The 11,675-nt window shown below is 45.6% G+C and carries 13 protein-coding genes; all 13 read left to right on the top strand.

Annotated features, from left to right (window positions below; all coding sequences use genetic code 11):
• Window positions 1-148: 148 nt before the first annotated feature.
• The 13 genes from paaA to paaY all read left to right on the top strand — a co-directional run bounded on the left by paaA (window position 149) and on the right by paaY (window position 11,660).
• Window positions 149-1,087 carry a 1,2-phenylacetyl-CoA epoxidase subunit PaaA gene (gene paaA / locus P3L40_RS00985; RefSeq protein WP_094960837.1) on the top strand — a complete coding sequence of 313 codons (939 nt, stop codon included), beginning with the start codon at window positions 149-151 and terminating at the stop codon, window positions 1,085-1,087.
• A 31-nt stretch (window positions 1,088-1,118) separates the two neighbouring features.
• Window positions 1,119-1,406 carry a 1,2-phenylacetyl-CoA epoxidase subunit PaaB gene (gene paaB / locus P3L40_RS00980; protein WP_004262911.1) on the top strand — a complete coding sequence of 96 codons (288 nt, stop codon included), beginning with the start codon at window positions 1,119-1,121 and terminating at the stop codon, window positions 1,404-1,406.
• 10 nt (window positions 1,407-1,416) lie between these two features.
• A complete protein-coding gene (paaC, locus tag P3L40_RS00975; protein WP_094960838.1) occupies window positions 1,417-2,175 on the top strand; it encodes a 1,2-phenylacetyl-CoA epoxidase subunit PaaC in 759 nt (252 codons plus the stop codon).
• A gap of 4 nt (window positions 2,176-2,179) precedes the next feature.
• Window positions 2,180-2,689 (top strand): 1,2-phenylacetyl-CoA epoxidase subunit PaaD, encoded by a 510-nt coding sequence (paaD, locus tag P3L40_RS00970; protein ID WP_094960839.1) that lies wholly within the window; start codon window positions 2,180-2,182, stop codon window positions 2,687-2,689.
• A gap of 10 nt (window positions 2,690-2,699) precedes the next feature.
• Window positions 2,700-3,758 (top strand): 1,2-phenylacetyl-CoA epoxidase subunit PaaE, encoded by a 1,059-nt coding sequence (paaE, locus tag P3L40_RS00965; RefSeq protein ID WP_210852446.1) that lies wholly within the window; start codon window positions 2,700-2,702, stop codon window positions 3,756-3,758.
• Between the two features lie 8 nt (window positions 3,759-3,766).
• Window positions 3,767-4,540: a 2,3-dehydroadipyl-CoA hydratase PaaF gene (gene paaF, locus P3L40_RS00960; protein ID WP_140171962.1), complete on the top strand. Its 774-nt coding sequence runs from the start codon at window positions 3,767-3,769 to the stop codon at window positions 4,538-4,540.
• A gap of 2 nt (window positions 4,541-4,542) precedes the next feature.
• Window positions 4,543-5,337 (top strand): 2-(1,2-epoxy-1,2-dihydrophenyl)acetyl-CoA isomerase PaaG, encoded by a 795-nt coding sequence (gene paaG, locus P3L40_RS00955; RefSeq protein ID WP_136134118.1) that lies wholly within the window; start codon window positions 4,543-4,545, stop codon window positions 5,335-5,337.
• 2 nt (window positions 5,338-5,339) lie between these two features.
• Entirely contained in the window at window positions 5,340-6,890 is a 1,551-nt protein-coding gene (locus P3L40_RS00950; protein WP_136134119.1) for a 3-hydroxyacyl-CoA dehydrogenase, read from the top strand.
• Window positions 6,887-7,327 carry a hydroxyphenylacetyl-CoA thioesterase PaaI gene (gene paaI, locus P3L40_RS00945; protein ID WP_004262926.1) on the top strand — a complete coding sequence of 147 codons (441 nt, stop codon included), beginning with the start codon at window positions 6,887-6,889 and terminating at the stop codon, window positions 7,325-7,327. Before P3L40_RS00950 ends, paaI begins: the two co-directional genes overlap by 4 nt.
• Window positions 7,324-8,526: a 3-oxoadipyl-CoA thiolase gene (pcaF, locus tag P3L40_RS00940; protein WP_136134120.1), complete on the top strand. Its 1,203-nt coding sequence runs from the start codon at window positions 7,324-7,326 to the stop codon at window positions 8,524-8,526. The genes paaI and pcaF overlap by 4 nt, the downstream gene beginning before the upstream one ends.
• A gap of 118 nt (window positions 8,527-8,644) precedes the next feature.
• On the top strand, window positions 8,645-9,955 hold the full coding sequence (gene paaK, locus P3L40_RS00935) for a phenylacetate--CoA ligase PaaK (RefSeq protein ID WP_094960845.1): 1,311 nt from the start codon (window positions 8,645-8,647) through the stop codon (window positions 9,953-9,955).
• Window positions 9,956-10,106: 151 nt separating this feature from the next.
• Complete coding sequence (paaX, locus tag P3L40_RS00930) at window positions 10,107-11,045, top strand: phenylacetic acid degradation operon negative regulatory protein PaaX (RefSeq protein WP_004262932.1); 939 nt, start codon at window positions 10,107-10,109, stop codon at window positions 11,043-11,045.
• Between the two features lie 21 nt (window positions 11,046-11,066).
• Window positions 11,067-11,660, top strand: coding sequence for a phenylacetic acid degradation protein PaaY (paaY, locus tag P3L40_RS00925; protein ID WP_047756301.1), 594 nt, complete (start codon window positions 11,067-11,069; stop codon window positions 11,658-11,660).
• The last annotated feature ends 15 nt before the right edge of the window (window positions 11,661-11,675 follow it).

Genomic DNA, 11,675 nt, shown 5'->3' with positions numbered 1-11,675 from the left:
TTTTACTTATTGATTGTGAAGTACATCGCAAAACAAGGTTAATGAATATTGATCTTTATGTTAACAATTCCTAGCATTGATGTTAAATAAACATGATTCACTATTTTAATAAAAAATGACATTAACGAATCACTTAATGGAAAGTTCAATGAGCGAGCATAATCAGGCTAACTTCGAAGCCAAAATCGAAGCAGATATTTCCATCGAGCCCAAGGACTGGATGCCCGATGCGTATCGGCAAAACCTTATCCGCCAAATTGGTCAGCATGCCCATTCAGAAGTCGTCGGCATGCTACCAGAAGCGAATTGGCTGACACGAGCACCGACACTCCGCCGTAAAGCGATTTTACTGGCCAAAATTCAAGATGAAGCAGGCCATGGTTTATACCTGTATAGCGCTGCCGAAACCCTTGGTTGCTCTCGTCAAGATATCTACCAAAAGCTACTTGATGAAAAAATGAAATATTCCTCCATTTTTAACTACCCGACATTAAGTTGGGCAGACGTAGGAGTGATTGGATGGCTTGTCGATGGAGCGGCAATTGTGAACCAAGTTGCATTGTGCCGTGCCTCTTATGGCCCTTATGCACGAGCAATGGTGAAAATCTGTAAAGAAGAAAGTTTTCACCAACGCCAAGGTTATGAAGCTGTTATGGCACTTGCAGAAGGCACCGATGAGCAAAAAGCGATGCTGCAAGATGCGATAAACCGCTTTTGGTGGCCCGTTCTCACGATGTTCGGCCCCAATGATTCGGACTCCCCGCACAGCGCTCAAAGCATGGCTTGGAAAATCAAACGCTTCAGTAATGATGAGCTACGGCAAAAGTTTGTTGATAACACCGTTCCGCAAGTGGAAGCGTTAGGTATGACGATCCCTGACCCTGATCTGGTTTGGGATGAAGAACTTGGTCATTACCGCTTTGGTGAAATCGACTGGGAAGAGTTTTATCAAGTTATTAAAGGCAATGGCATTTGTAATCACGAGCGCCTTAGCGCTAAGCGCAAAGGGTGGGAAGACGGCGCATGGGTACGTGAAGGTGCAATGGCACATAGCCGCAAACAAAAATCCGTTAAAACGGCGGCTTAATCACTGACCATTTTACAAAAAGGAAAACACCATGAGCAATCAAGATTGGCCTTTATATGAAGTTTTTGTCCGTAGTAAGCAAGGGCTTGCGCATCGTCATGTCGGCAGTTTACATGCGGCTGATGACCAAATGGCACTGGAGAATGCCCGCGATGCATATACAAGGCGTAGCGAAGGCTGCTCAATTTGGGTGGTGAAGGCCGCACATTTAATTGCCTCACAGCCCGAAGATAAAAGCACCTTCTTCGACCCTGCAGATACCAAAGTCTATCGTCACCCAACCTTCTATACCATCCCTGATGGTATCAAAAACATGTAAGGAGCTTGCCATGAACCAACAAGAACAGCTCCACCATTACACATTACGACTTGGCGATACCCCCTTAATTTTAGCGCAGCGCCTGTGCGAATGGTGCGGCCATGCCCCTGAGCTCGAAATTGACCTTGCGTTATCCAATATCGGCTTAGATTTGCTAGGGCAAGCGCGTAACTTTTTGAACTATGCCGCGCAATTAAAAGGAACTGAGTGCGATGAAGACACCCTTGCTTTTTTGCGCGATGAACGAGAATTCAGCAATTTATTACTGGTTGAGCAACCCAACAATGGCTTTGATGACACTTTAGTGCGCCAATTTTTTATGGATGCTTATCATGTTCCATTATATGAAGCGCTAATTCATAGCCGTGATGAACAACTGTCTGCCATTGCTGAGAAATCCCTCAAAGAAGCCGTTTATCACTTGCGTTTTAGCCGTGGTTGGATGATCCGTTTAGGGGATGGCAGTGAAGAAAGTCATCAACGAATCCAACGTTCAGTCAATGAGTTATGGCGTTTTACTGGCGAACTTTTCCATGCTGATGACGTTGAAATCGCACTTAGCGAATTAGGCATCGCCGTTGACCCACGTTCTTTACAAGCCGCATGGTTAAACACCATTAACGAAACATTCACTGAAGCGACCCTCACTGTGCCGGAGAAAAAAGCGTATCGCTTAGGCGGCAAGCAAGGCAGCCATACTGAACATTTGGGCTTGTTATTAACACAATTGCAGTTTGTGCAACGCGCTTACCCGAACTGCCAGTGGTGATGCTATGGAACAGAGACTGCAACATTGCGAACTTCAATCGCCCCAGGTTCACCAGATCTGGCAACAGCTCCACCAAATACCCGATCCTGAACTACCCGCACTCTCTATTACTGATCTTGGCATGATCCGCAATGTGCTACCTGCGGCTCAGGGTTGGAAAGTTATTTTTACACCTACCTATTCAGGTTGCCCAGCAACTGAATTTTTACTCAATGAAATTAAAACTGTTCTAGGTAATGCGGGTTTTTCAAATATCGATATCGAAATTCTGTTAACCCCTGCGTGGACAACAGATTGGATGAACCAAGATGCAAAAAGACGCTTGCGTGAATTCGGTATCGCACCACCACAAGGTACGTCCTGCGAGCACCCAGAACACAAAGGTGCGGTTCGTTGCCCACGTTGTGACAGCGAGCAGACCGAAAAAATTAGTGAATTTGGTTCCACTGCATGCAAGGCATTGTATCGATGCACTGAATGCTTAGAACCGTTTGATTACTTTAAATGTATTTAGGGGCACCTATATGACTGTATTTCATCGTTTAAGTATTGCTGCCATTGAGCGTGACACCCCTGATGCTGTCGCCATTACTTTTAACGTACCCGATGCATTACGAGAGCAATATCATTACCGCCCGGGGCAACACCTCACATTAAAAGCCTCTATTAATGGTGAAAACCTACGTCGCTGTTATTCCATTTGCAGCTCACCGGATGAAAACACGCTAAAAATTGGGGTGAAAGCCATTTACGAGGGGCGTTTCTCTAATTTCGTTAACCAAGAGCTACAAGTTGGCGATAGCCTTGATGTGATGGTTCCGCAAGGGCAATTTGGCTATCAGCCAGAAGCAGATAACCACGCACACTACCTTGCCGTCGCTGCTGGCTCTGGGATCACACCATTGCTCTCCATTATTAAAGCCACATTACAAACTGAACCCAAAAGCAGTTTTGTGTTGATTTATGGTAATCGAAATAGCCGCTCAGTGATGTTTAAAGAAAGCATCGCAGACCTAAAAAACCGTTTTGCAACACGTTTCCAAGTTCTCTACCTATTCAGCCAAGAACAGCAAGATAGCGAACTACTCAGCGGCAGGATTAGCCAACAACAGCTCAGCGCCTTAAATAACACCTTATTAAATTTTAAACAATTTGATCGGGCGTTTATTTGTGGGCCCGACAGCATGATGGATGAGGTGTATGACACTTTAGTCGGCTATGGCATGCCAAAGGAATATGTTCACACCGAGCGTTTCAATACTTCAGGCGCTAAATTCAAACCCGCAACAGCTATAACTAGCGAAACACGTCAAGTCAGTATTCACCTTGATGGCAGAACGATGGATATCGCCATGGATAGCCAAGACGACAGTATTTTGGATGCCGCACTGCGCCAAGGTGCGGATTTGCCCTACGCCTGTAAAGGGGGCGTTTGCGCAACCTGCAAATGTAAATTGCGCTCTGGTGAAGTGGAAATGGGGGTCAATTACAGCCTCGAGCCCGACCAAATCGCTGCGGGGTACATTCTTAGCTGCCAAGCGTGGCCAAAAGGCGATGGTGTTGTTTTAGACTTTGACGTGTAGGAGCTGTAATGGAAAACCACTGGATTTTGTCACAACAACATAACCGCGTTTTGACACTCACGTTAAACCGACCTGAAGTGCGTAATGCCCTGAGCACCGCCTGCTTAGAATTGCTCGTTCAGCACCTCGAACAAGCACAAATAAATGATGAGGTCGGTGCGATCGTAATCACCGGAAATCCGCGTTTTTTCGCAGCCGGTGCCGACCTTAAAGAACTACAGCAACAAACCGTTGCGAATGCGATCACCGATAAACGCCCACAAGTTTGGCGCAGGTTATCCATGATATCAAAACCTATTATTACTGCTGCAAATGGTTATGCACTAGGGGCAGGTTTTGAATTATTACTCGCCAGCGACATCATCATTGCCGGTGAGTCCGCTCGCTTCGGCTTACCCGAAATTACTCTGGGTTTAATGCCAGGCGCGGGAGGAACGCAGCGTTTAATTCGCGCGGTGGGCAAATCCCTCGCCATGCAAATGGTACTAACGGGTGAACCAATCAGTGCAAAACACGCGTTGCAAGCAGGGTTAATCAGTGAGATTTGTGTGGATGAATTGGTGGTAGAACGCGCCCAAAAACTGGCAGAGCGCATCGCGATGCATGCACCTTTAGCCGTACAAGCCGCGAAAGCATCACTGGTGCATTCTCAAGAAAACCACCTTACTGAGGGGTTACAGCTTGAGCGCCAATATTTTGTGACTTTAGCGGGTACGAATGATCGACGTGAAGGGATCGAGGCATTCTTCGAAAAACGAAAACCCCAGTTTACAGGACAATAATCATGACCAATGAAGCAATGATCCTCACTACTTTAGAAAATGGGGTTCTCACCGTCACTCTCAACCGCCCCGATAGGCTGAATAGTTTTAACGATGAAATGCATCGTCAGCTCAGTGAAGCAATCAAAATAGCAGAACGCGATGAAACCGTACGCTGTTTAGTGATCACTGGCGCAGGCCGTGGATTTTGTGCCGGACAAGATCTGAATGATCGCAATGTGAGCGTAGGTAGTGAAGTTCCTGATCTCGGTTTCTCTGTTGAAACTTATTATAACCCCTTGATCCGTCGCCTAACCGCATTACCAAAACCAATTATTTGTGCGGTCAATGGTGTTGCAGCGGGTGCAGGCGCCGCCATTGCACTCGCTGGTGATATTGTCATTGCCGCAAAAAGTGCCAGTTTTATTCAATCTTTTTGCCGCCTTGGCTTGGTTCCTGACTCAGGGGGGAGTTGGTTTTTACCTCAATTAGTCGGCCATGCACGGGCAATGGGGATGGCATTATTAGGCGATAAAATAAGTGCGGAGCAAGCATTACAGTGGGGAATGATTTGGCAAGTCACTGAAAATGAAGAACTCACTAATACCACTCAACAGCTTGCGCAACACCTTGCGACCCAACCCACTTATGGCTTAGGGCTTATCAAAAAAGCCATTTATGCCGCGGCAACTAATACTCTTGATGAGCAACTCAACCTTGAGCGCGACTTACAGCGCCTTGGCGGGAGAAGTGAAGATTATCGCGAAGGAGTTAGTGCTTTTTTAAATAAACGTGAACCACAGTTTAAAGGAAGATAATCATGACCTTACCTTTGAATTTAGCCATCAATACCGTCGCCGTTATTGGCGCAGGCACTATGGGTATTGGTATTGCGCAAGTTGCCGCGAGCGCGGGTTTACGTGTCTTGTTGTTTGATGTTAACCAAGAGGTTTTACGTCACTCCCTTACCGAAATGACTCAACGGCTCAATAAGCGCGTGGAGCAAGGAAAAGCCCAAGCTGTAGCAACAAAAGAACTGCTTAACTGCATTAGCGTTGCGCAAAGTTTACCTGAGCTCTCAGAAGCACAATTGGTAATAGAAGCTGTTGCTGAAAAACTTGAGGTAAAGCAAACCATTTTCAGTGAACTTGAAGGCATTTGTAACGAAAAAACCATTTTTGCTAGTAATACTTCATCGTTATCAATTACCGCAATCGGTAGACAATTAACTCATCCAGAACGTCTTGCAGGATTACACTTTTTTAATCCCGCTCCCGTGATGAAATTGGTTGAAGTGATCCGCGGGCTAGAAACATCAGATACGGTGATAAAACAGCTAAAAGAATTGACGCTATCATTTGGAAAAGTGCCTGTGATTTGCCGTTCCACTCCTGGTTTTATTGTCAACCGTGTGGCTCGGCCTTTCTACGCAGAAACAATGCGTGCCCTTGAAGAACAAATTGCGTCCCCTGCCACATTAGACAGCGCCATACGTGACGCCGGTGGTTTCGCTATGGGGCCATTACAACTAACAGATTTAATTGGTCATGATGTGAACTATGCGGTGACTGAATCGGTATTTCAGGCCTTTGGGTATGACCCACGCTTTCAAACCTCATTAATGCAATTGGAATTAGTTCAAGCGGGTCATTTAGGCCGTAAATCGAAGCAAGGATTTTATCATTATGATGATAATAAACCCCAGCCTTTACCTTTAGTCGCAGAAAAAATTCACCTTGACCAGCCTCTAAACATAAAAGCTCATGGCGATTGGCAGATATTTCCTGAGTTTGCGCAGCTTTTAATTGAAAATGGGATCTCTCTCGAAGGATTCACACAACATTCCGAACAATTCCCAACACTTATTGTTAATGACGTTATTATTATGTTAACGAATGGTGAATTGGCGTCATCACATGCGCAAATACAAAAACAAGCGGTCGTACATTTTGATTTGTCAGCAAATTACCTTACAGCAAAAGCCATCACGATAAGCTGTGCAGCACAAAATAATACGCAGCAAAACCAACAAGCAATCGCATTTTTTCAATCATTAGGCAAACACGTGATTGTATTACCAGACTACCCTGCGCTGTTAACCATGAGAACGGTCGCGATGTTGTGCAATGAGGCATTAGATATCGTCAATAAGGGAATAGCAACTGCGTTAGATACCGATAATGCCATGTGTTTTGGTGTGAATTACCCCAAAGGCCCACTCGCTTGGGGGATGCAACTTGGCTGGCAACGCGTGCTGTCCGTACTTGAAAATTTAGCACAGTTTTATGGCGACAGCCGTTATCGGCCAAACCCACTTTTAAGGCAATTAGCAGCCGGTTATCAATCTTTATCTTTCAAGGAGCAACCATGATTTCACTGCCAAACGATACACTGGCCCAGCAATCAGCTCACATTATGTACCGTGATGATGCATGTGCAAAAGCTATGGGTATGTCCATTGAAAAAGTCGAAGAAGGCTTTGCGCAATTGAAGATGCCTATCACAGCACAAATGCTTAACGGCCATAAAACCTGCCACGGCGGGCAATTATTTAGCCTTGCCGACACTGCATTTGCCTACGCCTGTAATAGCCAAGGGCATGCCGCTGTTGCCTCAATGTGTTCCATTGATTTTATTCGTCCCGGTTTTGAAGGTGACTTACTGACTGCCACTGCCACGATGAAACACCAAGGCAAACGTAACGGCTTATATGAAGTCGAGATAACTAACCAAGATGGCAAAACACTCGCTCTATTTCACGGTCGATCTCATCGGTTAGGCCATCGTTTAACAGGAGAACAATCATGATAGATGCGTTTATTTGTGATGGTGTCCGCACCCCAATTGGCCGTTACGGTGGCGCTTTATCACCATTACGTCCTGATGACCTTGCCACAGTACCATTAAAAGCCTTAATGGAAAGGCACCCGCAACTCGATTGGTCATTAACTGACGACATCATTTTAGGTTGCGCAAACCAAGCAGGAGAAGACAACCGTAATGTAGCTCGCATGGCAGGACTGTTATCCGGGCTCCCTGTTTCAGTTTCTGGTACCACCATTAACCGCCTATGTGGTTCTGGGCTAGATGCCATTGCATTAGCGGCAAGAAGTATCAAATCTGGTGAGTCCGGGCTCATGATTGCCGGAGGCGTCGAGTCCATGAGCCGAGCGCCGTTTGTCATGGGCAAACAAGAATCTGCATTCTCACGCCAAGCGCAAGTATTTGATACCACTATTGGCTGGCGCTTTATCAACCCGCTGATGGAACAACAGTTTTCCACAGATTCGATGCCAGAAACTGCGGAAAATGTGGCTGAAACCTACCAAATTAGCCGTGAAGACCAAGATGCTTTTGCATTACGCAGTCAACAGCGTACTGAAACTGCAAAAGCTAACGGTATTTTTGCGCAAGAAATCATCCCTGTCACGGTTAAACAACGTAAAAATACATACGTCGTCAGTGAAGACGAGCATCCAAGAGCAGAAACGACATTTGAACAATTACAAAAACTAAAAACCCCGTTTCGCGATAACGGGACTGTAACGGCAGGTAATGCTTCTGGTGTTAATGATGGAGCTGCCGCACTGATTATCGCATCCGACACTATTGCCAAGCAGCAAGGGCTAACACCACGGGCTCGTATCATCGCTACAGCCACTTGCGGCGTTGAGCCAAGATTGATGGGGATCGGTCCACTTCCTGCCTCGCAAAAAGTATTAAAAATGGCAGGGCTCACCATCGAACAAATGGATGTTATTGAACTAAACGAAGCCTTTGCCGCTCAAGCACTCGCCGTTTTAAGGGGGCTTGGTTTACCTGATGATGCCTCACACGTTAACCCTAACGGGGGAGCCATTTCGTTAGGCCATCCACTTGGAATGAGTGGAGCAAGGCTTGTTATTGCCGCTATCAATGAGCTGCACCGCAAGCAGGGGCGTTATGCATTATGCACCATGTGTATCGGTGTTGGCCAAGGCATAGCAATGATTATTGAACGAGTCTGAACAACGTCTTAATACAAATAAAAGCAGCCTGAAAACCCGACACCTGCTCAGGCAAATACCAGAAACGTCATTTATTCACGTGAACTGGTGACCATAATAATTATGAGGACAGGCAATTATGAGCAATATACAAGATAGCATCGACCCAATTGAATTTGCATCGCGGGATGAGATCGAGTCTTTACAGTATTCTCGGATGAAGTGGACACTCACTCACGCCTATGAAAACGTCCCCATGTATCGTAAAAAATTCGATGATGCGGGTGTACACCCTGACGATTTCAAACAACTGAGTGATATCGAAAAATTCCCTTACACGACCAAACAGGATTTACGTGAAAACTACCCATTTAGCACCTTTGCCGTGCCAATGGACCAAATCATCCGTATTCACGCCTCTTCGGGAACGACTGGCCGCCCAACGGTGGTGGGTTACACCCAACGAGATATCGATAACTGGGCTGACCTGATCGCACGTAGTTTACGTTCAGCAGGCACTGTCCGAGGCGATAAAGTCCATGTTGCTTACGGCTATGGTTTATTCACCGGAGGCCTAGGTGCCCACTATGGTGCGGAGCGCCTAGGAGCCGCAGTTATTCCTATGTCTGGTGGGCAAACTGAAAAACAAGCGCAACTAATCGCGGATTTCAAACCCGATGTGATCATGGTAACTCCATCGTACTGCTTAAGTATTATTGATGAACTTGAGAAAATCATGGGCGGAGATGCTAGTAAGTGCTCACTTAGATTAGGTGTCTTTGGCGCTGAACCTTGGACAGAATCTCTCAGAACAGAAATTGAAACCCGCCTTGGTATCAAAGCGTTAGACATTTACGGTTTATCTGAAGTCATGGGGCCTGGTGTCGCTATGGAGTGTGCAGACTCAGGAGAGAGTGGCCCAACTATCTGGGAAGACCATTTTTATCCCGAAATTATTTCCCCCAATACCTTAAAAACCTTGGGGGCGGGTGAACATGGTGAGTTAGTGTTTACTACCCTGACAAAGGAAGCTATGCCTGTGATTCGTTACCGAACTCGCGACCTCACCCACCTTATGCAGGGGGTCAATCGTAATATGCGTCGAATTGGTAAAATCACCGGTCGTTCAGATGACATGATGATTATTCGCGGCGTGAATGTGTTCCCTTCTCAGATTGAAGAACAAATTATGCAGTTTAAGGAGCTTTCTCCCCACTATCAGTTAGAGATTGGTCGCCAAGGCAATATGGACAACTTATCTGTCCGTGTTGAGCTCAAACACCCTGAACAACTCACTTATGATGAACGCTGTAATATCTGCCACCATTTAAAGCACCGAATCAAATCCATGGTTGGCATTAGCACCCGTATTAGTATTGTCAATTGCGGCGATATCCCTCGTTCTCAAGGCAAAGCCGAACGAGTAATTGATACTAGAATTGCGATTTAATTCAAATTATTAAGGCGTATTGAGATGAACTACTCTGATATGCCTTAATCTCTGAGAAAGTGTTCAAAACAGGTAATGGAAGACAACCTTTAAATTTATGTCTACTATTCAGTAAGCCTTCTGATACATAAATTTTATAGATGAAATATAAATGGAAAATAAACTTAGCCAATTCATACAACATGCAATAGCAAGCCAGCCCATTAGTGGTACGTCTCTCATTAGCTCACTTTATGGTGATGCTTTGCACCATCGTGGTGGTGAAGTGTGGCTAGGAAGCTTAACTAAGCTGTTAGAACCGATGGGCTTTACTGACCGCTTTGTTCGAACCTCCGTTTTCCGTTTACAAAAAGAAGGTTGGCTCGATGTAGAAAAAATCGGCCGTCGCAGCTATTACCGCATTTCTGAGCGCGGACAAAGTCGATTTCGCCGTGCAGAAAATAAAATTTACCTCGCAGGGCAGCCTGATTGGGATGGAAAGTGGGACTTACTACTCCTCGAAGCGGCTGATAAAGACGAAAAAATTAGGCTAAAAAAGGAACTGAGTTGGCTCGGTTTCGGGCAATTTAACACGTCACTCATGGCGGCACCAAGCTGTGCACAAAGTGATGTACCGACATTACTCAATGAACTCAATGCCACGGAAAATGCCATTTATTTTCATGCCGATTACCCCTATAGCCGCTCAGAAAAAAACCTCAAAGAACTGGTTTCACACGCTTGGTCTTTGCAAGAAATTTCAGAGCATTACCATCAGTTTATTTCCTTATTTAGGCCACTTGCACTACTCCTTAAAGAAAATACTGACGCACAGATTTCCCCTGAACACTGTTTTCAGCTACGTTTGTTACTGATCCACTTCTACCGCCGTGTCACGCTTAAAGACCCGTTATTACCTGATGAACTCCTTCCTACACAATGGGAAGGCCATATTGCTCGCCATCTTTGCACCAATATTTATCAACGCATTGATCAAGCGGCAACCCAATATGTTTCTGAACAGTGCGAAACGACGGTTGGCGAACTACCTCAGCCATCCAGCGCTTATTATCGCCGCTTTGGTGGAGTACTCAGAGATATAGCCGCCTAAATACACATTACAGGAGCCTGTATGCCTTTTTATCAAATCGATGGTATTACGCCCGTCGTAAGCCCTGAAAGTTTTGTGCACCCTACTGCTGTGGTGATTGGTGATGTTATTATTGGCAAAAATGTCTATATTGGCCCAAACGCCAGCTTACGTGGGGACTTTGGTCGCTTGGTCATTAAAGATGGTGCCAATGTGCAAGATAATTGTGTCATGCACGGTTTCCCGCAATATGAAACGATCGTCGAGGAAAATGGGCACATTGGTCATGGGGCAATTTTGCATGGCTGCCATATCAAACGTAATGCGCTAGTCGGGATGAATAGTGTAATTATGGATGGAGCCGTAATTGGCGAAAATTCCATAGTGGGCGCATGCGCCTTCGTCAAAGCTGAAGCTATCTTTCCAGAAAATAGTTTAATTGTCGGCACTCCAGCCAAGGTCTTGCGCGCTTTATCAGACAAAGAAATTGCGTGGAAAACCAGCGGAACTAAAGATTATCAAAACTTAGTCACACGCTGCTTAAACACCTTTAAAGAAGTCGAACCACTCAAAGAAATCGAAACGAACCGACCCACTCTAAGTTTCGAGAATGTGATCCCTAAATCCCAGTTATAAGCTAGATGGGGCTAA

Origin of the sequence: Providencia sp. PROV040, assembly GCF_032706145.1 — a bacterium.
GTDB classification, from domain to species: Bacteria; Pseudomonadota; Gammaproteobacteria; order Enterobacterales; family Enterobacteriaceae; genus Providencia; species Providencia hangzhouensis.
Note: the sequence above shows the minus strand (reverse complement) of the source record. Positions and strands in the feature narration are given on the sequence as shown.

What these genes read in the sequence shown, in the direction of transcription:
- paaX (WP_004262932.1), top strand. Translation starts at nt 10,107, where the DNA reads ATGGAAAATAAACTTAGCCAATTCATACAACATGCAATAGCAAGCCAG.
- pcaF (WP_136134120.1), top strand. Translation starts at nt 7,324, where the DNA reads ATGATAGATGCGTTTATTTGTGATGGTGTCCGCACCCCAATTGGCCGT.
- paaF (WP_140171962.1), top strand. Translation starts at nt 3,767, where the DNA reads ATGGAAAACCACTGGATTTTGTCACAACAACATAACCGCGTTTTGACA.
- paaY (WP_047756301.1), top strand. Translation starts at nt 11,067, where the DNA reads ATGCCTTTTTATCAAATCGATGGTATTACGCCCGTCGTAAGCCCTGAA.
- paaA (WP_094960837.1), top strand. Translation starts at nt 149, where the DNA reads ATGAGCGAGCATAATCAGGCTAACTTCGAAGCCAAAATCGAAGCAGAT.
- paaG (WP_136134118.1), top strand. Translation starts at nt 4,543, where the DNA reads ATGACCAATGAAGCAATGATCCTCACTACTTTAGAAAATGGGGTTCTC.
- paaD (WP_094960839.1), top strand. Translation starts at nt 2,180, where the DNA reads ATGGAACAGAGACTGCAACATTGCGAACTTCAATCGCCCCAGGTTCAC.
- P3L40_RS00950 (WP_136134119.1), top strand. Translation starts at nt 5,340, where the DNA reads ATGACCTTACCTTTGAATTTAGCCATCAATACCGTCGCCGTTATTGGC.
- paaC (WP_094960838.1), top strand. Translation starts at nt 1,417, where the DNA reads ATGAACCAACAAGAACAGCTCCACCATTACACATTACGACTTGGCGAT.
- paaK (WP_094960845.1), top strand. Translation starts at nt 8,645, where the DNA reads ATGAGCAATATACAAGATAGCATCGACCCAATTGAATTTGCATCGCGG.
- paaB (WP_004262911.1), top strand. Translation starts at nt 1,119, where the DNA reads ATGAGCAATCAAGATTGGCCTTTATATGAAGTTTTTGTCCGTAGTAAG.
- paaE (WP_210852446.1), top strand. Translation starts at nt 2,700, where the DNA reads ATGACTGTATTTCATCGTTTAAGTATTGCTGCCATTGAGCGTGACACC.
- paaI (WP_004262926.1), top strand. Translation starts at nt 6,887, where the DNA reads ATGATTTCACTGCCAAACGATACACTGGCCCAGCAATCAGCTCACATT.